This window comes from Streptomyces sp. NPDC096310, from assembly GCF_044763125.1.
Classification (GTDB): domain Bacteria; phylum Actinomycetota; class Actinomycetes; order Streptomycetales; family Streptomycetaceae; genus Streptomyces.
Window position 1 is genome coordinate 730270 of record NZ_JBIWFO010000001.1, and the last position, 22611, is coordinate 752880.

Genomic DNA, 22611 nt, shown 5'->3' on the forward strand with positions numbered 1-22611 from the left:
CCGCGTAGCCGCTGAGCGCGAAAGAGCAGGTCGGCAGCAGAAGTTGAGAAGGGCTTCCGACAGGGATCCGTGGTCGGCGCATCACAGGTCTCCGAACGTCATCCGGGCCACCCACTTGGTGTTCAGCACACCGGGCGCGGCCGGCACGATCACCCGGGCCGGGAAGCCGTGGTCGGGGGACAGGTCCTCGCCGTTGACGTACAGGGCGAGCAGGGAAAGAGGGTCGGCGACCTGGTTGGCGCGCAGGGCGGCGCGGCGGAAGGAGCCGTGCCGCTGGAGGGACTCCACGAAGAGGTCCGGAGGGTCGCCGTCGTACCCGACGAGCGCGGCAAGGTCACACAGCCGTACCCCGCGCCACCACTGGTCGGACGTCGACCAGCCCTCGACGCAGGCGATGGGCAACGCCGAGCTGTTCAGGGGCAGTTCCGCGAGCTGGGCGCGGCTGAGGCGGACGCTGCCGGTCCGTCCCGTGACCACGAGCCGCCAGGCGTCCTCGCCGGTCTCCACCGCCTCGATACCGGCGTACGCGGCGGTCTTGTTGATCTGGAAGCCGTTCGGTCCGCCGCCGGGGACGGCTCCGCCGTGCGGCGCGAGAAGGGCGCTGCGCCGCAGACCGTCGAAGCTCTGCCCCGCCGTCGTCAGGAACAGCAGCAGCGAGCCGCCCCCGACGAAGGACAGGGCGCCGCGCCGGGAGACGGTGGGCTCGGCCGGGCGGGGCGACACCAGGTCGTTCCGCTCCTCCCGCTCCTCCCGCAGATGCCGCAGATTACGCAGCGCCATGGGCGTCTTGAGCAGCGCATGGGTCACGAAGGCCGCGCAGAACACCCACGCGCCGTAGAAGTGCAGCGGGTAGAAGGAGCCGGGGAAAAGGTAGTCGAGCTGGACGTTGAGAACACCGGTCACGAACTCGAACAGCCCGCCGCCGACCAGCAGCAGCAACGAGATCCGCTCCAGGGCGTGGCCGAGCGAGCGGGCAGGCGGCAGCGCGAACAGCCTGGGCACCACCGACCACAGCTTGGCCAGCAGTACGGGAATCAGGGTGATGCCGAGGGTGACGTGGACGCCCTGGTTCAGCCGGTACAGCCAGTGCGGGGCGGTCGGCCAGGCGAAGAGGTAGAAGCCGAGGATCCCCTTGTCCGGGGTCTTGTCGTTCACCGGCGACAGGCCCGGGTTGTAGGCGGCGTACGACATCAGGCCCGTCACGAACAGCACCGTGACGCCGACGAGCAGGACGACGCCCAGCACCGAGGTGAACCAGGGACCGCGCAGCGGACTGCGCCAGAAGGCGGGCGAGGAGGGAAGAGGCGGGTCGTCTCGCATGACCCGACCGTAGGCCGGGACCACCCCACGAAAGCGGCCGTGACTCATGACGAAACGCTGACGTCCGGCCCGGGGCGCGCCCTGTCGCCGTCCACCCGGCCTAGCGTTCCGGACGTGACCCACACCCCGCCTACCGCCGAACCGAGCGCCCCACGCTCCCGCGGTCCCTCCCGCGGCCCGCGCCATGACCTGTACGCCGCCGGGGCCGCCGCCCTGCTGGTGACAGCGGCCGTGCTGATCGGCCGCCACATCCAGGACACCCGCCACACCCTGTCCGTCGGCTGGCCGCCCCTGCTGGCATCCTGGGGACCGCACCTGGGCCCCGGCACCCCTGCTGCCGTACTCGTCGCGGCCGCCACCGTGGCGTACGGCCCCGCACTGGCGGCCCGGCTCCCCTGGCGGACCTTGCTCCCGCTGGTCTGGGGCACGGCCACGGCCTGGATCTACTCCCTCGCACTGATCGACGGCTGGCACCGCGGCATAGCCGTCCGGCTCACAACACGCTACGAATACCTTCAGGTCATCGACCGCTTCCACGACATCCCGGCCACCCTGCGCGACTTCACCCATCACATACTCATCGGCTCCCCCGACAACTGGCCCGCCCATGTCGCCGGCCACCCCCCGGCAGCCCCTCTCACCTTCGTCCTGCTCGACCGGATCGGGCTGCGCGGCGGCGGCTGGGCCGGAGTCTGGTGCATCACTCTCGGCGGGACGGCCTGTGTGGCCGTGCTGATCGCGATCCGTGCCCTGGCCGACGAGCGCCTGGCGCGGCGCGCGGCCCCCTTTCTCGCCCTGGCACCGGCCGCGGTGTGGATGGGCACCTCGGCCGACGCGTACTTCGCGGCGGTGGCGGCCTGGGCGGTGGCGCTGCTGGCGCTCGCGGTCACCCGGGGTTCCCTTGTGGCGGCCGGGGCGTCCGGAGTGCTGTTCGGCCTGACCTGCTATCTCTCCTACGGCCTCACTCTCTTCGCACTGATCGGGGCGGCCGTCCTCACCCTGGGCCACCACGGAATCCGGCGGCGTCCGGTACTCCTGCTGCCGTTGTGTGCCGGGCTGGCCGTGGTCCCGACGGCCTTCACGCTCGCCGGGTTCGACTGGTGGGAGGCGTACCACCTGCTGGTCACCCGCTACTACCAGGGCGCGGGCGGTATCCGCCCCTACGGCTACTGGATCTGGGCCAACCTCGCCTGCACCGTACTCATCACCGGTCCGGCGACGACGGCGGGCCTGCGGCGCTCGGCCGCGGTACTGGTCCTCAGGCGTGGCAGACCCCTCGCGCACAGGGGCGGCTCGGGTTACCGGGCCGACGCCGACGCCCGCCTCGCGTTCCTGCTGGCCGGCGTCTTCCTCGCCCTCGTGGTCGCCGACCTCTCCGGCATGAGCAAGGCCGAGACGGAACGCATCTGGCTCCCCTTCGCCCTCTGGCTGCTCGTCTCCTGCGCCTTCCTCACCCGCCCACGCCTGTGGCTCACCGCCCAGGCCGTACTCGCACTGCTCCTCAACCATGCGCTGATGACCGGCTGGTGACCGACGGCGGTTGCCCGAACGTCGCCCGGAGGCAGGCGGGCCCGGACCGGCGCCGCCCTCCGGTAAGTCACCGGAGGGCGGCGGGCTTTCACGGCGGACGGCCGGCGGGAGAACTCCCCGTCGAGCGGAGGCCGGTCAGTGAGGTTTTCTCAGCGAAGATCACTTCCAGGTTGCGTTGAGAACGAGTGCGGCGCGCGAGACGGTCGGAGGCGATGAGGGTGCCGTCCAGGGTGATGTGCGTCATGCCTTCCCGTCGGCAGCGGTCCAGCACGTCGTGCAGGTCCGGGGCCTGCTCGGCGAGCACGCTGATGCCCTCGTGCAGGTAGCGGTAGCCGGTGTCCTGGGAGATTCCGGCGTCGCGTGCCAGGCAGTGCACGCAAGCCCGTTCGCGGAACCAGCGACTGGTGTTCGCCGCGAGCCGGGCCGCGGCGGCGGACGATTCGGCGGCCGGGGCTGCGCAGGACAGGATGGGCACACCGGGGACTGTTCACCCGCCTCAGCCGGGGCGTAGCACCGGGATCCGGCCGGTGGCGGTCCCGCGCGAGCCGTTCAGTCCCCGGTACCGGTGTCGGAGACCACCCGCATGCCCAGTCCGCGCACCCGGTAGATGCAGGTGCCGTCACCCCACAGCGACGCGTCCGCCAGCGCATACGGGCCCCGCGTGTCCGTACCGGACTCGACGATGTCCATGTCCACCCGGATCAGCCGGCTGGCCGGGGTGATCTGGCCGCGGTACGTCCAGGCCGTCTCGCGGCCGGGCAGCACCGGTTCGAACCGGGGGCGCGGGACACCGTCGGCGGCGCCGCGTTCGAGCAGATGGAACTGGAGCAACTGGCACATGGCCTCCAGTCCCAACGACCCCGGTTGCACCGGGTCCTGGAAGAAATGCGCGCGGAAGAACCACTCGTCGGGGACCACGTCCTTCTCCGACCGCAGCCGGCCGAGCCCCGCGCGGCCCCCCTCCGGCCAGAAGCCGGTGATCCGGTCGAGCATCAGCAGCATCGGGCCCGGCAGCCGTGGTTCCCCGGCGAAGTACCGGGCCGGCCGCCCGGTCAGATCGACCGTATGTCCGCAGGGCTCGTCGAGCCGGGCCCGGTCCTCGGCCGCCACCACGAGGCCCGGCTGGTGGTCGAAGGACGACGGCGGGAAGTAGCCGAAGACCGTGGAGAGTTCGCACAGCGGCGCGCCGTCGGCCGTGCATGTCACCCGGAAGGACTCGACGATCATGTCTCCGCTGCGGGAGACACGGGTCAGTACGGCATGGGTGCGGACCGTGGCCGTAGCCGGGGTGACCTCGCCGCTGACCGTCCCCGTGCCGTCGAGGTTGCGGAACAGCAGATCCGTGTCGCTGGTCAGCGCGCTGCCCACGTACGAGGCCAGCCACCCGCAGGGTTGCAGCGCGATCTCCATGAGGACGGCGAACGGCATCGCACGGCCGCCGCTCTGCTCGAAGTACCAGGCCCGCGCGGGTACGTCGTACTCCGCGACGACACCGCTGCCCTCCCGCATACCGCACTGCGGTCCGTCCACCGCGACGATCCGGCTCATGAAGTGGTACGGGGGGCCCGGCAGCCGCGCGACCCTCCGGGCGCCGTCGAAGGGCTCGTACGCGGCGCCGAACGCCTCACTCGGTCTGCCCCAGGCGCACGCCAGCAGCGAGGCGTAGCCCAAGGGGAGTCCGTCGGACGCCACCGCCACTGGCTTCTCCTCCCGGTGCCCGGCCAGCCCGCCGAGCAGGGGGAGCGGCACCGGCGCGGCGTCGGTCCGTACGGTGGGCGGGCCCGAGTGCCGCCAGTGCGAGAGCGGCCAGTCGGGCACCAACCGCAGCGCCACATCACGGCCCAGGAACGCCTTCGCGCCGTCCACCGAGCCCAGCACATCCGCGTACAGCGTGGGCACCGGGCCGGCCGAGACGCTGCGTACGAACACCTCGTAGACGACCCGCCGGCCGGACGGGGTGGCCTGGCCCCGGCACATCGTCCGGCAGGGGTGGCCGTCGACCGGCTCGAAGCGCCAGCCGTCCCGGTCCACGGTGAAGCCCATGGCCGCCAGGTAGAACGCCATCGCCTGGAGACCCCCTTGGAGCATCAGGGTGCCCGGCATGCAGGGGTCGTTCTTGAAGTGCCCCTCGAAGAACCAGTCGTCCGGCGACAGCGGGGTCTCGGCGCGCAGATAGCCGCGGCCCCACGGCCCTCCCGCCGGGTCGAACGCCGTCACCTCGTCGATCAGCCGCAGCCGGCCGTCGTCGAGCCCGGGCGGGCGGACCTGGGCAGCCGTCGCCTCCCAGCCCGGCCCGAAGCAGTCCGCCGGCCGGCCCTGGGCCAGGGCCGAGACGCGTTCCGTGCCGAAACGGGCCAGCCCGCACCGTACGGTGGGCGGATCGAGCGGGGGACCGTCACCGGGCGGGTGTTCGGCCGGGTCCCACCGCACACCGCCACCGCCGGCCAGCTCCCGCGGGGTGAAGAACCCGGCCTGGCCCTCGCGGACGCTCAGCCGTAACTCGCCGTCCACGAAGCACTCGTAGTGGAAGAGGGCCAGTCGGACACCGTCGTGCTCCGCGTGGCCGTCGATGGAGATCTCGTAGCACAGGGTGTCTCCCGCCTCCGGCGGGCTGCCGTGGTACGTCACCTCGCAGCCGAGCAGCCGGTAGGCGCGCTCGCCCCGGTTGAGGAGATCGACGCCCAGCCAACTGAGCAGAAGTAGGTCCGCCTGGCCCGCCTCGATCAGCAGCCCGGCCGGCATGCGCCCGGTGGAGTCCAGATACCAACTGCCGGGCAGGACATCGGTCTCCGTCCAGATCCTCCCGTCGGTGCGTACCGGATCGGACGCGGCGAGCGCCGCCGGGACCGCGTCGATGCCGGTGACCCGGTCCGCGAACAGCATGGGCGGCGCGGGCATCCGGGTCTGTACCGCGTACGCGTCCTGCTCGGCGAACCGGGGGCCGAACAGCGCGGAGATCTCCCGGGAGGCAAGGTGTTCGAGCTGCGCGCGGTCGAACTTCGGCCCCGGCCGAACGAGTTGGGCGCGCGCCGGTGGGGTTCCCGGCGGCCGCTCGGGATGTACGGGATCGAGCGCCCCGGCGGCCGGACGCGGCGCCGGAAGGCCGGACGCCCGCGCGGGGGCGGGCCCGGCAGCCGTCAGCGCGGTGACGGCGAGGGCCGACATCCGCAGGAACCGCTGGTGGGCCTCGGTGTGTACGGCCATGATCTCCTGGTGCAGCGCGGCAACCCGCAGGCTCTGCCGGACGACCGCGGCACGGACCGTCGCCGCTCCCGCTCCCGCGGCCGTCGCCGCTCCCTCCTCCGCCGCTCCCGCGGAAGGCCCGCGGCCCGGCGCGCCGGGCCGGCCGGCCTCCCGGTTCGGCACCGGCGCCAGTTCGGGGGCCCGGGGCAGGGTCACCACCGCCGGCTCCGGGGACGGCGGCGGCAGACAGGGAGTCGCGGGTACGGCAACGGTGACGGCGGGCCCCGGGCACCGGAGCTCGGTGGCCGCGTCCGCGAGGTGGGCGAACAGCTCGTCGGCGCGTACCGGTACCCCCGCGACGACAAGTTCGGCGACCGCGAGGCAGAGCTGCCGCAGCCCGGTGTCGCCCGGGGCGTCCAGGGCGACGGCCACATGGTCCCGGTCGCCGAGCACCCGCTTGACCCAGCCGGTGCACAGTCTGCGAGGCCCGTGCTCCACGAAGATCCGGACACCGTCGGCCCAGGCCTGCTCGACCGTGGCCGCGAAGTCGATCGTGTTCAGCCCCTGCGCGGTGAGCGCCTCGGCCGCCCGCTCGGCCGTCGGCCGGTACGACTGTCCGGTGGCCCCGCTGTAGAACCGTACCCCGGGGACATCGACGGTGGGGCGGTGGTGCACCGCGCGCCATGCCGTACGGACCTCCGACAACTCCGGTGCATGGGCGGCCAGTTCGTAGTCCAGCTCGATCGCACGGTCGGCGCCGAGCCGGGCCACGGTGGCCGCGCACGCACGGGACTCGCCGCCGATGACACAGACCCCGGGCGCGTTCACCGCCATCAGGTGGACCGCGACCTCACCGGCCAGCTCCGTACGGACCGCCTCCAGGGGCGCGTTCACCAGATAGGCGGCCCACTGGGAGCCCCGGACGCCAAGGCGCTCCCAGTGGCGTCTCACCGCCCGGAGTTCACCGGTCAGCTCCGTCGTGAACAGACCGCTGGCCAGGGTGGCTTCGTACAGTCCGGCGGAGTCCGGCCAGGCCCCCAGCGCGACCAGCGCGGCCGACTCGCCCGAGGAGTACCCGACAGCGGCGTCCGGCCGCAGCCCGAGCACCTCCCGGGTGAACACGGTGTGGAATACGGCGAGTTCGGCGGCGTCCCAGATCTGGCCGAACACGCCCCGCTCCGTCGGGGACCGCAGCCGTGTGCCGGTCCTCCCATGCCCGGCCCGGACGGCCTCCCCGAGGGACGGCAGCGCGAGCATCAGCTCGTGGCCCATACCCGGGTATGCGGCCGAGCCGTTGGTGTAGACGAACGCCGTCCGCCCCACGACCGGCTCGTCCCGGTACAGCACATCCGGCGGACGGATCCCGCCTTCGGTCAGCCAGCGTCGGGCGGCCTCCTCGCGGCCCGGCAGCGCGGCGTCGTCGTCGACCACGAGCGCCAGCCGGGCCGGTCCCGCGGCGGACCGCGTACCGGACTCCAGCGCCGCCAGCACCTCCCGGCGGTCGGCTCCGGAGAAGACATACAGGCGCGGAGCCGGGCCCCGCAGCCATGGCCGGGCGTCCCCCGCGCGCAGCCGGGCGCTCGCGGCGGGCCCCTCCAGCGGTGTGACCACGACCCTCGCGGTACGCGCGACGGCCGCCGCGTCCGCGGGCCGGCCGGGACGCGGCACCGCACGGTGCTGGAGCGCGAGCGCGGCGACCGCGACGGAGACCAGCCCGTACGCGGCGTGTGCGCGGCCGAAGGACGACGCCGGGTCGAACACCGCGTCCGGACCGTCCCCGATGACCATGTCGGGCATATCGGCGGGACCGGAGGAGGGAGTGGAGGCTGGGGAGTTGACAGGTTCCTCGTCGAGCAGGGCGATGACGGTGTCGCCGTCCTCGCGGGCGGTCTCCAGGGACTTGAGGACCAGGACGACGGCGGCGTCCCCCGGTTCGCTCTCGTGCCCCAGCTCCCGCAGCGCGGCCCGGTGGACCACTTCATGGGACAGATCGGTGGCACCCACGAGCGCCGCGTCAGCCTCTCCCGCCCGGACGGCCCGGGCCGCGACCTCCAGCGCCACCAGACCGGACGCCTCCTCCGCCGACACCGCGAAACTCGCTCCCGCCAGGTCGAGTTGGGTGCTGATGCGGTTCGCCACCAGATTCGGCATGCTGCCCACCACCGCCTCCGCGGTCATGGGCCCCACGAACGCGTCCCGGGCGGGGCCCGCGGCCGGTACCGCGTCGGCCGGCCGCGCCTGCTCCAGCCAGTACGGAACTCGCCAGCGCGCCCCCGCCCGCGCCACTTCCGGATCCACCCCCATACCCACGACCACCATGGTCCGCTCGCGAGGCAGGGACACCGCCCCCGCGGCCTCCCGGGCGGCCTCCAGCACCAGGAGCTGATGGCGTACGGTCCGCTCCAGGGCGAGCGGCGGGAAACACAGGTCCGCCAGTTCCACCGCGATCTCCGAGGCGGCGCCGCGCCGTTCGCCGCCCAGCACCGCCCGGCGGAAGTCCTCGGCGCACGTCCCGTCGCCGACCCGGGCGCCCAGGGCGACGATCGCCACCGGACCACGGCCGCCCGGCGCGTCCCGCACCGGGGCCAGGGCGTCTTCCGGGGCCGGGGCGGGCGGGGCCGACACCGGGCGGGCCGGAGACCGTACGGTGGCCGGAGACCGTACGGCGGACGCCGGGGCGTCCTCGTCCGGGAGATCCACGATCAGATGGGCATTCGTCCCGCCGAATCCGAACGCGCTCACCGCCGCCCTGCGCGGCCCCGGCCACGGCTCCGGCGCGGTCAGCACCCGCAGCGGCGTGCCCGCCAGCGCGTCCAGCGGACGGTCGGCGCCGAGCGTCGCCGGGCGGATCCCCGTACCCAGCGCGCCGAGCACCTTCAGCAGCCCCGCCACCCCCGCCGAGGCCAGCAGATGGCCCACGTTCGACTTCACGGAGCCGATCGGCACGTCATCACCGGTCCCGAAGACCCGGGCCATGGCGCGCGCCTCCACCGCGTCCCCGACCGGTGTCCCCGTCGCGTGGCACTCGACGAGCGACACGGTCCCGGGCGCGAGGCCCGCCATGTCGTACGCCAGCCGCATGGCCCGTACCTGGCCTTCCTCCGCCGGGCTGATCAGCCCGGCGCCGCGCCCGTCGTTGGACAGCCCGACACCACGGATCACACCGAGCACGGGAAGCCCGGCGGCGCGCGCCTCGGAGAGCCGTGCCAGGGCGACGAACCCGGCGCCCTCGCCGTGCACCAGCCCGTCCGCGTCCCGGTGGAAGGGCCGGCTGCGCCCCGTACGGCTCGTCGCGGACAGCCCGCAGAACCCCACATGCAGATAGAGGGGGTCGGTCCGGCTGACCGCTCCTGCCACCATCAGGTCCGCCGTGCCGTCGTGCAGCCGGTCGCACGCCAGCTTGATCGCGTACAGCGAGGAGGCGCAGGCGGCGTCGAGGGACCACGCGCCCGCGCCGAGTCCGAGCGCCCGGGCCGCGAGGCGGGCGGGCAGTCCGGACGAGAAGCGGTTACGGGCGTCGGGCCGTACCCGGTCCGCTCCCGCCGGCAGCGCGTCACGGACCGGGGGGCGCTGCGCGCAGAGCCAGACGTGTTCGGCGAAGGCCGCCCCCAGGGGCGTGGGGTAGGACAGATTTCCCAGCACCAGCCCCGCGCGCGGCAACGGGCCCTCGCGCCCCGCCTCCGTGAGGGCCTGGCGGACGCCGTACATGACCCAGTGGAAGAGCGGGTCCAGCGACAGGATCCGCTCGGGGGCGATCCGGAAGCCGCTCGGGTCGAAGACGGACTCGAACCCCTTTACGTATCCGCCGACTTCGGAATAGGTACGGTCGAGATGGTCGTCCACCGAGCCCATGGCCCAGCGGTGCGGCAGCCGCCACCGGCCCTCGGGGACGGCCGACAGGCTGCCGCGGCCCGCCGCGATGTTCTCCCAGAACGTGTCCGGATCGAGCGCGTCGGGCAGTACACACCCCCGGCCGACGACGGCGATCGGTTCGAATTCCATACGGGGCTCACCTCGGGCAGGGGCAGGGGCAGGGGCTGGGACGGGTCGGCGGGTCGGGCGCGAGCGTGTGGGGAAGCGGGCGGGAGTCGCCGGTCGTGGTACTCAGAGGCCGGGACGGCTGACGAGCTCCACACCGAGCAGTTCCAGACGGACCGACCCGTCGGCGTCGATCAGCGCCGCGTCGCAGCGCGCTCCCGTGCTGTGCGCCTTCCGGCCCCGCACCACACACCGCACGGTGCCGTCCACCGGCCCGCGCCGGTGCACCCTGCATTCCGCGACGGCCATCGGCAGCGTCGCCGCACCGACGGCGTTCCGCGCCCAGACCAGGGCGAGTTGGAGCGCGCCGTCCACTGCGGCCGGGTCCAGCGGCCAGTGTTCCCCCGCCCAGCCCAGGGCGCGCACGCCCGCGACGGTCGCCTCGGCGCCGTGCTCCGAGACACCGTGCGGAGTGCGGACGGCCTGGAACCGGGGTCCGTGGAAGAGGAGTTCGCCATCGTAGAACTCATCGCCGTCCAGCGGCTCCAGACCGTCAGGGCTGCCCCAGCCGGCTGGATCCGGCTCCACGGCCCCGCCGTCCAGCACGGCCCGGAAGTGCGCCACGCCGTCCGTGCTCCGCAGCTCCGCCTCCAGCCCCGCCGCCGAACCGGCCGCCCCCCGGCTCCCGTGCACGCTGAACCGGTGGCCGTCACCGGCCAGTTCGGGCAGGGCGAACTTCTTGTACACCCGCAGATCGCGCAGGACGAGCGGTCCGGCATCCTGCTGCCAGGCGGTGGCCGCCCCCGCGAACCAGTTCAGGACCATCGCCACGGGCAGTACGGGAACCCCGGCGATCGCATGGTCGGCCAGTTGCGGCAGGGTGTCCGCCCGGACCAGCAACTGTGCCGGGGGCGGATCACCGGCGGGCGACAGCGCCGCCGGATCGGCCCCGGCCGCCAGGACGACACGCGCCTCGCCGGCCGTGCCGTCCAACTCGGCGGTGAAGGCGGCCGCGCCCTGCGCCAGAGGGATGAGCGGGACCCCCGACCGGTCGAAGTGCGTGGCCAGGGCGGGCGTGACCATACCGCCCTGCCACGGGCCCCAGGCCACGCACCGCACCAGACAGTCCGGGCGGCGGGCCTGTTCGGCGGAGGCCACCTGGCCCAGGATCTCGTTGGCCATGGCGTAGTCGCTCTGCCCCGCGTTGCCGTACACGGCGGCCACCGAGGAGAACAGACAGATCACGTCCAGCGGATCGTCCGCCGTCGCGGCCAGCAGCGCGCGCAGACCGTCCACCTTGGTGGACATCACCTGCTCGACCTGTGCGTCGCTCTTGTCGGCGATCCGCTTGTCGGCCAGGACCCCCGCACCGTGCACGATGCCGGTGACCGGGCCCCACACCTCGCGTACGTCACGGAGCGCCGCGGCGAGGGCTTCGCCGTCGCGGGCGTCGACCTGGATGTACCGGACGGGAGAGCCCGCGGCCTCCAGCGCCGCCAGCGTCGCCCGTACCTCACGAGCGGCCAGGATCTCCCGGGCCCGCGCCGTGAACCGGGCGGGCGAGGCGTCCGCCGTGTCCGCGGTGGAGCGCTCCGTGGGGTGTTCCGGGGAGTGCTCCGCGGCGCGCTCAGCGAGCAGCCGGACGAGCGCCGGTTCGTCGTCGGCCGACGCCGGTCCGTCGGGCTCGGGTGCCGGTGCCGTCCGGCCGAGCAGCACGATCCGCGGACGGTATGTCCTGGCCAGGTCCAGCAGCGCTGCGGCGGTCACCCCCCGGGCCCCTCCCGTGGCCACGATCACCGACGCGGAGGTGATCCGCCGCGCGGCGGCGGGCGTCACCGGCGCGGGCACCGCCCGGGGGGTGGTGCGGGTACCGTCCGCGCGGAGACCGGCCTCCGTGGCGGGGCCGCCTTCGAGCAGTTCCCGTACGACCGCCTCGGCGACCGCCTCGTCGTCCCGGCCGCCCCGCTCGCAGTCGACGGCCTTGACCGAGGCGTCCGGCCACTCCTTCGCCGCGGTCCTGACCAGACCGGCGGCACCGCCCAGCCACGCGCGGTCGCCCGCACGGCCGCCGAGCCCGAAGTCGCCCCCGGTGTCCTGCACGGTCACGAACAGCCCGCCCCGCTCCGTCCCTCGGGCCGCCACCGAACGCGCCGCGCGGAACACCGACCGGTGGACCTCCCGCGCTCCGTCCGGCGTAGCGCTTCCGGTCAGCGCGCCGAGGTGTACGACACCACGCGCGTCCTCGGGCACCTCCGCGACGGCGGTGGCGTCCACGCCGCGTTCCGCCAGCTTTCGTGCGACGAGGCCGGTGAGCCTGCCGCCGTCCAGGCCTCCGCCGGCCACCACGAGCGGCCCGTCCAGGAGTCCCGCCATCGCCAGACCTGCCGCCGGTGACTCCACGGCGCGCGGTACCAGCCGGGTCAGCGCCGCCGTCGGCCCGGCCGCGGCCTCGACCGTAGTGCCGACGGGCCGGGCGGGGGTTTCGGGGACCGGAGCGCTCACGGTGCCGGGAGCCTCCGGGACGGTGGAGGTGAGCGCCTGGACGATCTCGCGCAGGGTGCGGAGCTTGCCGAGCCGGCCGACATCCCCCGCCGCCACATCGCCCACCTCCCGGCGTACGGCGGACAGGATCTCGACCCGCTTGATGGAGTCGACCCCCAGATCAGCCTCCAGCTCCATGTCCAGGCCCAGCATCTCCACGGGATAGCCGGTGAGCCGGGCCACCACCGAGAGCAGCAACTCCTCCAGCTCCGACGCCGACGGGGGCGCGCCGGCGGCAGCCGGTGCCCGGTCCTCGGTCACGGGCGTCGGTTCCGGGCGCGGCGCCGGGGGGCGGGGGAGTCGCAACGGCACGGGAGGAGCCTGCGGAGCCGGGGCCTCGGCCATCCCGCCTGCGCCCTGATCGCCGCCGCCTCGAACTCCCTGTACTCCTTGCGTCTCCTGTCCGCCGGGCGCGGGCACGGGCACGCCGAGCATCGCGGACAGGGTGGTCTCGGTCATCCGCAGAAAGGCGATATGGCTGTCCGTCAGCATGCGTTGACAGGCGGCGTGGGCCTCGGCCGTCTGCCGCTGGACGTTCTCGACCGCGGCGTACCAGTCGGCGCCGGCGGCGGGCCCGGGTACGGCGTCGTAGGTCGTCATGACGGCATCGGCGGACGCCGGTTCGTACGCCGGCGGCTCCGGGGCGGGGTGGGTGGTGGAGGCGTACGCGGGCACGGGAACCGCCAGGGTGTCGGGAACGGGGACGGGAGTGGGAGCGTGAGCGGGGCCGGCGTCGGGAGCGGCCCGCGACCGCCGTTCGAGCGGTGCCTTCGGCGCAGGCGAGGGCGAGGGCGATGGCGGTTCGGCGCCTCCGGCGCGGGGCGGGTAGAGCTGACCGTGGTTGGCTCCGCTGATCTTCACGGTCATCCGGGGCCCGCGCTCCTTCGTCGGCGTTGCGGGCGAGGCGTACGGCGCCCAGAGGGGTTCGAGGTCGAGGGGCACTCCGCGTACGGCGAGTTCGCCGAGCGCGGTGTGCAGAGTGCTGATCCCGGACCGGCCCGGCCGGTCCAGCGGAACGGCCGCGTGGTCGCGGTCGCCGAGGATCTGCCCGACCAGTCCGGTCAGCGCGGTTCCCGCGCCCACCTCGACGAAGGTCCGCACCCCCGCCGCGTACATCGCCTCGATCTGGTCCTGGAAGAGCACCGGCGAGGCGAGGTGGTCGGCGATCCGGCGGCGTACCTCGTCGGGCGAGGCCGGGTACGGGGCCGCGTCCGCGTTGCCGTAGACCTCGATCCGGGGCTCCGTGAGCGGGACCGTGCGCAGGAACGCGGCGAGCGGTTCCCGGGCCGGGGCGACCAGCGGGCTGTGGAAGGCGGTCGCGGTGGTCAGCCTGCGGGTACCGACCCCCTCGGCCGCGAACACCCTCTCGGCCCGCGCGACCGCCTCCGCCGTCCCTGAAAGCACCGTCTGGACCGGGGAGTTGTGGTTGGCCGGCCAGAGGTCGCCGAGTCGCCCACCGGCCAGTACCGCCGCCACCCGGGCGCGATCCGTCGCCACGGCGAGCATCGCGCCCGGCGTGGCGGCAACGTCCCGCATCAGCTCACCGCGCCTGCGGGCCACAGTGATCAGCGACGCGGCGTCCAGCACCCCCGCGCAGTGCAGTGCCACCAGCTCACCGAAGCTGTGGCCCGCGACGCGGTCGGGCCGCAACCCCAGGGACCGCACCACTTCCAGCAGCGCGAGGGCGTGCACCGCGAGCGCGGGCTGCGCCCACTCGGTGGCGGCCAGCAACTCCCGCTGCGCCGCGCGCTCCTCGTCGCTGAAGGCGGGCGGCGGGAACACCACCCGGTGCAGGGGCAGTCCGTCGAACCCGGTGCCGCCCCGTTCGTCCCATACGGTCTGGGCGGCCGGTGCCAGCATGGCGAGTTCGGCGCCCATTCCGACGTACTGGGACCCCTGTCCCGGGAACAGGAAGCCGATACGGCCGGGCATGGGCGTCCCCGAGGCGTACCGGACACCGGTCGGTGTCGAGAACGCCGTGCCGGGGCGCTGCCGGATCAGCGCGAGCGCCCGCGCGTATTTATCCCGTAACTCCTCGACGCCGGAGGCGACGACGGCCAGCCGTACCGGGGCGGTGGGCGAGAACGCGCTGTGGCTCTCCCGGGCGAGCGCGGCCAGCGAACGGCTGCCGCCGGCGTCCGGCGCCACCAAGGCGGACGGCGACGCGCCGCTGAACAGGACGAGTTCGCTCGGTGCGGAGCGGTGGCGCGGGGCCGGCCTGCCCGGGGTGCCCGAGGGCACGTACTCCTCCAGGGTGACGTGGAAGTTGCTGCCACCGAAGCCGAAGCTCGACACCGAGGCCCGGCGCGGGTGACCGGCGGGCCGTACCCAGGGCCGGGCCTCGGTGTTGACGTAGAACGGGCCCTCCGGGGCGGCTGCCGCCGGGTTCGGCCGGTCGACCTTGATGGTCGGCGGCAGCACCTTGTGGTGCAGGGCCATGACCGCCTTGAGCAGCCCGGCCGCGCCCGCCGCGCACTTGGTGTGGCCGATCTGTGATTTGACCGAGCCGATCGCGCACCACTGCCCGTCCTTGCGCCCGGACGCCCCGAACACCTCGTTCAGCGCGGCGAGTTCGGCGGTGTCACCGGCCTTGGTGCCGGTCCCGTGCGCCTCGACCAGCTCCACGGTCCCCGGACCGTATCCCGCCTGCTCGTAGGCGCGTCGCAGGGCCCGTGCCTGGCCCTCGGGCAGCGGTGCGTAGATCGCCGAACTCCTGCCGTCGGACGAGGCGCCGATCCCCCGGACGACCGCGTGGACGCGGTCGCCGTCCCGTTCCGCGTCGGAGAGTCGTTTCAGCGCGTACATGATGACCGCTTCGCCGAGCATCGTGCCGTCCGCGGCGTCCGACAACGGCCGGCAGTCACCACTGCGGGACAGCGCCGGGGTCTTGGAGAAGGACAGGAACATGCCGATCCCGTTGCTGGTGTCCACACCACCGCTGATCACCAGGTCGGCCCGGCCGAGCGCCAGCTCGCCGACCGCGGTGGACAGCGCCGCCAGGGAGCTGGCGCAGGCGGCGTCGGTGGTGTGGTTGGTGCCGTGCAGATCGAACCGGTTGGCGATCCGGCCCGCGACGACATTGCTGAGCAGCCCGGGAAAGGTCGACTCCCGCCACGGTGTGTAGTGCGCCGAGATGCGGTCGCACACCGCGCGCGCCTCGGCCTCGGGCAGTCCGCTCTCCCGTAACGCCTTGAACCACACGGGGCGTTCGGTGCGGGCGTACATGTGCGGAAGCAGTTCCAGGGCGGAGACTCCGAGGACGACGCCGACCCGGTCCCGGTCCATGCCCCGCAGGCCCCCGGCGTCGGTCAGCACCTGGTCGGCCACCATCAGGGCGAGCAGCTGCGAGGTGTCCGTCGTGGACAGGCTGGTGGGCGGCGTCCCGTACGCCATCGGGTCGAAGTCGATCTCCGGCAGGAACGCGCCCCGGCGGGCGTACGTCTTGTCGGGGGCGGCCGGGTCAGGATCGTAGTGGTCCTCCACCAGCCAGCGGGAGGCCGGCACCTCGGTCATCAGGTCCCGGCCGCCGGTCACGATCCGCCAGTAGCCGGCCGCGTCCTTCGCGCCGGGCGCGAGGGCGCCGACACCGACCACGGCGACGGGCACCTGACGGGGGATGGAGGCGGTCACGGACTCTCCTCGGGTTCGGACGACGGGAGTTGACGGATACGAGGCCCTGGGGGGCTGCTCATGCCAGGGCGCACGGTGTGTAGGCGAACGCGTCGGACGGCAACGGGACGCCGTAGGTACGCAGTTGATGGGCGCGGGTGAGTACCGCGGCGCCTTCGAGCAGATTGAGCGCGATCTGCACCACGGACCGGTTCGCCGGTTCGGCCAGGAAGGTGCCCGCGGCCCACCGGTTGAACGCGCCCATCGCGGGACCGCACCAGATCTGGTAGTCGGCGCGCCGGGCCGACTCGCCGGTGATCGCCCATCGGCTCGAACTGCCCAGGTACCAGCGGAAGACCAGTGCCATACGGTGCTTCGGATCGGATGCGGCACGCGTGATCTCGGCGGGATCGCGCCGCTCCCAGAAGGCGACGGTGCGCCGCCATACCTCGTCGAACGAGGCGCGCAGCACCTCCCGTTCGATCGGTCCGCGCACCTCGGGCGGGATCTCCTCCAGCGAACCGTGTGCCCGGTACGCCGCGTGGAGCCGGCCGGCCCGCTGGGCGAACAGCGTTCCCCGGGACAGCACTTGCAGCCGTACGCCCAGCTCGAACATGTCCGCCGCCGGTGCCATGGTCACATCGGCGATGTCCGCCTCGCAGAGCATCGCCTTGGCCTCGTCGGACAGCCCCGCCTCGGTGGCCGTCTGGTTCACCGACCCGACGACCACGTAGGACGCGCCGAGGGCGAAAGCGGCGGCCACCGCGTCCGGTGTGCCCAGCCCGCCGCCCGCACCGATCCGAACCGCCCGCTGGTAGCCGAACCGGCGGCCCAGTGTGTCGCGCAGCGAGGCGATCCTCGGCAGCAGAACCGACAGGGGCCGGTTGTCGGTGTGCCCTCCGCTGTCGGCCTCCACGGTGATGTCCTCGGCCACCGGTACGAGGGCCGCCAACGCCGCCTCCTGAGGGGTCAGTTCCCCCTGTGCGACGAGCCGGTCCAGCAGCGCGGCCGGGGCGGGCGAGAGGAACCTTTCGGCCACCTCGGGGCGGGAGACCTTGGCGAGCAGCCGGGTACGCCGGACGATCCGGCCGTCCGCGCCCCGGCGCAGCCCCCGGGCCGAGCAGAGTACGACGGCCGGGGTCAGCTCCATGAACGCCGACGCCGAGATCCGCGGCACCTCGCGGTGCAGCAGCAGCTTGGCGACGCGGAACTCCAGCTCGGGTTCGGCCGGTGAGTGGATGAGGTTCACACCCCAGTTCGGGCGGGAGCGCAGCTCGTCGGCGAGTACGTGCACGGCCCGCTCCACGTCGGCGTAGGCCAGGCCACCCGCGCCGAAGAACCCGAGCATCTCGGCACGGGCCATCGCGGACACCATCCGGGTGGTCGCGATACCGTTCGCCATCTCGCCCGCGACATAGGGGAATCGGACGCCGTGCGCCTCGCAGAAGGTGCGCCCGCCGAGCCATTCGGGGTACAGGGGCGGCAGCGTGCCGAGCACCGGTCCGCCGGGCGCGGGGCCGGTCGCGAGCCCCAGCTCACGGCCGTCAGGACCGCCGACGACATGGACGGGTTCCCGGATGAGCCGGGCGCGGGCGGCGATCCCCTCGGGGGAGAAGGCCGGCGTGGAGGCGGCGGAGGCGGCGGAGACGTCTTGGGTGGCGAGGACGGACACGGAGGGCTCCAGCGGGGGGAGAGGCGGGTCTCACGGGTCGTCCCGGAGTTCCTGACGGGCTCTCAGGGGTCAGGAGTACCGGGCGGAAGGAAGGCCGGTGGCGGGCGTGGCCGGCGGCCCGGCGGGGACATGGTCCCGCGCGTCCAGGCCGGCGCACAGAGAGTCGAGGTCCACCCGTCCGGAGGCCGCCGACGGCCCGAGCAGGGTCCTGACCCGGGTGTCGTCGAAGCGCCGCCGGTGGGCGAGATAGGCCGTCAGCCCCGGGTAGAACCTCAGCAGGGACTCCAGCGCCGACGGGTCGTCCGGCTCCGCCGCGACCAGCTCGATCGAGACCGGCACCAGCCGTTCCAGCAGGGCCACGACCGTCGGCACGGGCACGTCGCGGTCATGGACGACATGGTACGTGTCCACCCCGCCCGAGGGCGTCCGGTCGGCGAGGCGCACCATCACCTCGGCCGCGTGGTCCACCTGTATCAGGTTCAGCCGGCCGTGCGGATGCCCCACCAGACGGACGTGGGGGCGGCCGTCGCGGTCCCGGCCCCCGTCTCCGGCGGTACGCCGCGCGTCACGCATGATCCGCTGGATGACCTGGAGCGGATGCGAGGGCAGCTCCGGGTGCGGCGGCAGATCCGTGACCAGGACGCTCGGGCGCAGCACCACGACCGGACGGGCGTGCTTCCGGGACCACGCGTGGATCAGCTTCTCCGCCTCGAACTTGGAGCGCTCGTAGGCGTTCTCGAAGCCGTACGCGTCGTCCAGTTCGTCCTCGTACGCCACGCCCTCGCGCCGCCCCCCGGCCACGAATGCGGTACTCACGTGGTGGACCAGGGGCCGCCCGGGCCCGGCCGCGGCCAACTCCAGTACGCGCCGGGTGCCTTCGACGTTGGTCCGGCGCAACTCGGGGAGGTTCCCCTCCAGATTGATACTGCCCGCGCTGTGCCAGACCGCGCCGAGACCGTCGGCCAGTTCCTGGAAGGCGCGCCCCGAGAGACCCAGCCGGGGCCGCTCCAGCTCGGTTTCCACCACCCGCAGCCGGCCGGGGAGCCCGGCGGTGAACTCCTCGGGCGCACCGGTCAGTTCGAAGAACCGGGTGATGCGGCGCAGTGCGTCCCCCGAGCCCGCGTGGACCAGGACCGTCATCGACCGGTGCGTGGCGAGCAGACGGCGCAACAGACGCAGTCCGAGGAATCCTGTGGCGCCGGTGAGGGCGACATGCACGACCATGACTCCAAAGGCTTCGAAAGAGACGAGACCCCGGCCACGTACGGTGGCTGGTTGCCACCGGCGCGGAGCTGACAGGGCATTTCGGCAACGCCGAAAGCGGGCGTGCCGATGTGTGCCCGCCCTGTTCAGAGGGCACCCGACAGGCTCGCGGACCCTCCTCCCGGACGTGGTGACCGCTGACGCAACGCACACAGTGTCAGACGGCGGGTGGTGGCGGAGCCCCGATCTCTCCTGCTCACCTGAACGGAGTACCGGTGCCCCGGCCCGGGATGCGCTGCGGAGAGCCCTGAGGGGGCCCCGTCGCAGGTCGGAGCGGTCGACGGGTCGACCGTACGGACGTGCGGAAGCGGCCCCTGCCGTACGGGCCGCCCGGGCCCGCGTCCTCCTTTCGGGTGGTTTCACGGGCGTCGGGCGGGACGTGGACCCGGGGCGCGCGACGCTGGTCGGCGGGCGGAGTGTGGGCGCCGGGCCGCTCTTCGCCACCGGGGGCGGCGCACACTCGGTGGCATGGGTGCGTACGGAGGTCCACCACTGCCGGATATAAACGGGCGTCCACCGCGGCCGGACGGGCACCGCGCCGATCCGTACACGCGCCCGCGCCAGCACGAAACTGGAGTCTTCCGATGCCCGAGTCCCTTCCGTCAGCCCCGTCCGTCCCCTCGCCCCGCCGCCCCGCCCACGCACTCGACCGCGCGTTCCTCGGCATGGAACGCCGTCACCCCGACGTCCGTTGGGACGCCGGGGGCGTCGCGTATCTGAGCGGTCCGCCCCCGAGCCTGGCGGACCTCCGCGCGTACGTGGGCTTCCGGCTGCCTGAACTGCCCCTGCTGACAAGCCGGATCGAGGGCGGACCGCGACGCCCCCGGTGGCGGACGGACGCGGACTTCGCCGTCGACCGGCATGTCCACGAGGTGGTCGCGGACGGACCGGGGGAGTGGGACACCGCCCTGCACACCGCGCTCAACGCGCCGTTCGCGCCCGGCGCCTACTGGGGGGTCTGGCTGCTCCATGGTCACGCGCCCGACCGGTACGCGGTGTGTTACCGCTTCCACCACGCCTGTCAGGACGGTTCGGCGGCAGCGATGACCTTCCGGGCCATGCTGGGTGAGGGGGAACCCTCGGCCCGCCCGGTGCCGGGCAGGGGCCGCTGGGCCGGCCTGCCCCGGCGGGCGGGGCTGGCGGTCGGGCTGGCCACGAAGTTCGCGTCCGGCCCGCTCGTCGTGCGCGGCCCCCGTCCGGCCCTCCCCTTCGTGCCCACGGGCGAGAGGCGGCTGTGGCGCGGCCGGGTACCGGCGAGCGCCCTCCGCTCCATCGGCGCGGCGCGCGGCGGCTCGGCCCACGACGTCCATCTGGCCGCGCTCGCCGGGGCGTTGGCGGCCTGGTCGGAGCGGGCCGGCGTACCGCTCCCACGGGTGACGGCACTGGTACCCGTCGACGCGCGACGCCCCGAGGAGGATCAGACCTGGGGCAATCGCTGTTTCGCCCTGCCGCTGGAGCTGCCCGTACGGACGGACCCACGGACGGCCCCGCGGACGGCCCCGCGGACGGCCCCGCGGACGGACCCGGAGGACACGGACGCTCCCCAGGACGGCGCGGCCCCGCCCCTGTGGCGGCTGGAGCGCGTCATGGCGAGCACCCGCAAGCTGCGGGGCGAGGCCTGGCGGCAGGCCATCCAGGACATGGTCCGGTTCATGCCGGGCCGTCCGACCGCGTGGTACCTGCGACGGGTGCTCTCCCCGCGCGTCACCCACGTCATGGCCACGTCCATGCCTCTCGCCGACAAGGGCAGCCTGGGGGACACGCAGGTGACCGGAACCGCCCTGCTCCCCCTGCTCGTTCCCGGCCACCTCTTCGGCGTGGGCCTGTCCTTCTTCGACTCCTGGGCCGAGGTGTCCTTCGTGGCCGACCGCGCCCTTCCCCTCGGCGAGTCGCTGCCGGGGCTGTGGGAGCGGGCCGTGGCGGAACTGGCGGAGACCCCGGCGCCCGGGTGAGCGTCGTGCGGCGCCGTTTCCGCCGCCACTCGCAAATCCCGAAGACAGAAACCCCGAAAGACAGAAACCCCGAAGACCTGGCATGGACGGAGCGGCCCGATGGACGTCGGAGAAGTGCATCATTCCTACCGTCGGCACGCCGTCCTGCGGGGCGTCGACCTCCAACTGCGGCCCGGGGTCCTCGCCGGGATCGTCGGGGAGAACGGCGCGGGCAAGACGACGCTGCTCAAGATCCTCTCCGGTGAACTCCGGCCTGACCGGGGCTCGGTGCGCCACAGCGGGAGGTTCGGCTACTGCCCGCAGTCCGTGGTACTGGACGACTCCTTCACCGTCCGCCAGCACCTGGACCTCTTCCGGCACGCCTTCGGGCTCACGGACCTGCGGCGGGCCGGGGAGGTGATGGAGGCCCTGGCGTTCACCCCGTACCTGGACCAGCGCGCGGGCCTGCTCAGCGGGGGCTCGCGGCAGAAGCTGAACCTGACCCTGGCGCTCATGCACGACCCGGACGTCCTGCTGCTGGACGAGCCGTACCAGGGCTTCGACTGGGAGACGTATCTGCGCTTCTGGGAGCTGGCGACGGGGCTGCGCGACGCCGGACACTCGGTGCTGGTCGTCTCGCACCTGGCGTACGACGTCGACCGGCTGGACGAGCTGTGGCGCCTGGAGGGCGGCCGCCTCACCCGCCAGGACCGGCGGTCGGAGGCGGTGGCATGAGAAGGCACTGGACCCTGTTCACCACGGCTTCCCGCTACGCGCTGATCGGGCACGCCCGCAACCGGTTCGCGATGCTGCTGGTGGTCGTGTACATCCCCCTCTGGATCGCCCTGGCCTACGTGACCATTCCCGACGGGCCGGCGCCCTTCCGGCTGCGCGCCACGGGCGAGGTCCTGTCCCCGCCCGGCAACCACCTCACCCAGATCACCGGAGCGCTCAACGCGGTCACGCTGATCGCCGGATTCATGATGTTCGCCGCCACCTTCATGGGCGGTGCCTTCGACCGGCGCCTCGCGATGGCGGGGTACCCGCGCTTCCACCTGGTGCTCGCCAAGTTCTCCGCGCTCACCCTGGTCTGTGCCGCCATCGCCGCGTACGCCACGGCCGCCGCCGGCTTCGCCTGGTCCCCCCGGCAGCCCTTCGTGCTCGCCGCCGCGCTGTTCTGCGCCGCCCTGACCTACGGCGCGCTCGGAGTGGTCTTCGGATCGGTGCTCGGCCGCGAGGTGGAGGGAATGTTCGCCATCCTGATGATCAGCATCCTCGATGTCGCACTCCAGAACCCGCTCTCCAGCTCGGGATCGGACAGCGCCGTCGTACGCTTCCTGCCGTCGTACGGGGCCGTGCAGGCCAGCATGTCCGCGGCCTTCTCCACCGCGTCGGCGGCCCAGGGCCTCGCGATCCAGCTTCTCTGGCTCACCGGCGCGGCGTTCGCCGCGTTCCTGGTCTTCCGCCGCCGTACCCGCGACGCGCTCCCACCGGTACGGAGACGACGCACCCCGGACGGCCCCGGGCCCCGCGCGGACACGGCCGTACGGCGTGAGCGGCCCGCCTGAAGGGCGGCGTCACGCG

At 73.6% G+C, this 22611-nt stretch carries 9 protein-coding genes and 1 pseudogene; 4 read left to right on the forward strand and 6 right to left on the reverse strand.

Features of this window, described 5'->3' with window-relative positions:
* Positions 1-81: 81 nt before the first annotated feature.
* Entirely contained in the window at positions 82-1320 is a 1239-nt protein-coding gene (locus ACIQ7D_RS02955) for a molybdopterin-dependent oxidoreductase (protein ID WP_403932922.1), read from the reverse strand.
* Between the two features lie 114 nt (positions 1321-1434).
* Between ACIQ7D_RS02955 and ACIQ7D_RS02960 the strand changes: the two genes are divergently transcribed.
* Positions 1435-2850 (forward strand): hypothetical protein, encoded by a 1416-nt coding sequence (locus ACIQ7D_RS02960; RefSeq protein ID WP_403932924.1) that lies wholly within the window; start codon positions 1435-1437, stop codon positions 2848-2850.
* Positions 2851-3049: 199 nt separating this feature from the next.
* Here the strand turns inward: ACIQ7D_RS02960 and ACIQ7D_RS02965 are convergent.
* The 5 genes and pseudogenes from ACIQ7D_RS02965 to ACIQ7D_RS02985 form a co-directional block, all read right to left on the reverse strand.
* Positions 3050-3283, reverse strand: a pseudogene (locus ACIQ7D_RS02965) (IS5/IS1182 family transposase); the annotation flags it as partial.
* A gap of 116 nt (positions 3284-3399) precedes the next feature.
* Positions 3400-10035, reverse strand: a complete 6636-nt coding sequence (locus tag ACIQ7D_RS02970) for a beta-ketoacyl synthase N-terminal-like domain-containing protein (RefSeq protein WP_403932927.1) — start codon at positions 10033-10035, stop codon at positions 3400-3402.
* Positions 10036-10137: 102 nt separating this feature from the next.
* Positions 10138-16182 carry an SDR family NAD(P)-dependent oxidoreductase gene (locus ACIQ7D_RS02975; protein WP_403932930.1) on the reverse strand — a complete coding sequence of 2015 codons (6045 nt, stop codon included), beginning with the start codon at positions 16180-16182 and terminating at the stop codon, positions 10138-10140.
* Positions 16183-16240: 58 nt separating this feature from the next.
* Complete coding sequence (locus tag ACIQ7D_RS02980; RefSeq protein ID WP_403932933.1) at positions 16241-17833, reverse strand: PfaD family polyunsaturated fatty acid/polyketide biosynthesis protein; 1593 nt, start codon at positions 17831-17833, stop codon at positions 16241-16243.
* A gap of 69 nt (positions 17834-17902) precedes the next feature.
* Entirely contained in the window at positions 17903-19057 is a 1155-nt protein-coding gene (locus ACIQ7D_RS02985) for an SDR family oxidoreductase (protein WP_403932936.1), read from the reverse strand.
* 623 nt (positions 19058-19680) lie between these two features.
* Here ACIQ7D_RS02985 and ACIQ7D_RS02990 point away from each other — a divergent pair.
* The 3 genes from ACIQ7D_RS02990 to ACIQ7D_RS03000 all read left to right on the forward strand — a co-directional run bounded on the left by ACIQ7D_RS02990 (position 19681) and on the right by ACIQ7D_RS03000 (position 22595).
* Entirely contained in the window at positions 19681-21048 is a 1368-nt protein-coding gene (locus tag ACIQ7D_RS02990) for a wax ester/triacylglycerol synthase domain-containing protein (protein ID WP_403932939.1), read from the forward strand.
* A gap of 99 nt (positions 21049-21147) precedes the next feature.
* The gene (locus tag ACIQ7D_RS02995) at positions 21148-21762 is read left to right on the forward strand and encodes an ATP-binding cassette domain-containing protein (protein ID WP_403932942.1); all 615 of its coding nucleotides are present in this window, start codon (positions 21148-21150) and stop codon (positions 21760-21762) included.
* The gene (locus ACIQ7D_RS03000; RefSeq protein ID WP_403932944.1) at positions 21759-22595 is read left to right on the forward strand and encodes an ABC transporter permease; all 837 of its coding nucleotides are present in this window, start codon (positions 21759-21761) and stop codon (positions 22593-22595) included. The genes ACIQ7D_RS02995 and ACIQ7D_RS03000 overlap by 4 nt, the downstream gene beginning before the upstream one ends.
* Positions 22596-22611: the final 16 nt, after the last annotated feature.

What these genes read in the sequence shown, in the direction of transcription:
- ACIQ7D_RS02990 (WP_403932939.1), top strand. Translation starts at nt 19,681, where the DNA reads ATGCCCGAGTCCCTTCCGTCAGCCCCGTCCGTCCCCTCGCCCCGCCGC.
- ACIQ7D_RS03000 (WP_403932944.1), top strand. Translation starts at nt 21,759, where the DNA reads ATGAGAAGGCACTGGACCCTGTTCACCACGGCTTCCCGCTACGCGCTG.
- ACIQ7D_RS02985 (WP_403932936.1), bottom strand. Translation starts at nt 19,057, where the DNA reads ATGGTCGTGCATGTCGCCCTCACCGGCGCCACAGGATTCCTCGGACTG.
- ACIQ7D_RS02995 (WP_403932942.1), top strand. Translation starts at nt 21,148, where the DNA reads ATGGACGTCGGAGAAGTGCATCATTCCTACCGTCGGCACGCCGTCCTG.
- ACIQ7D_RS02955 (WP_403932922.1), bottom strand. Translation starts at nt 1,320, where the DNA reads ATGCGAGACGACCCGCCTCTTCCCTCCTCGCCCGCCTTCTGGCGCAGT.
- ACIQ7D_RS02970 (WP_403932927.1), bottom strand. Translation starts at nt 10,035, where the DNA reads ATGGAATTCGAACCGATCGCCGTCGTCGGCCGGGGGTGTGTACTGCCC.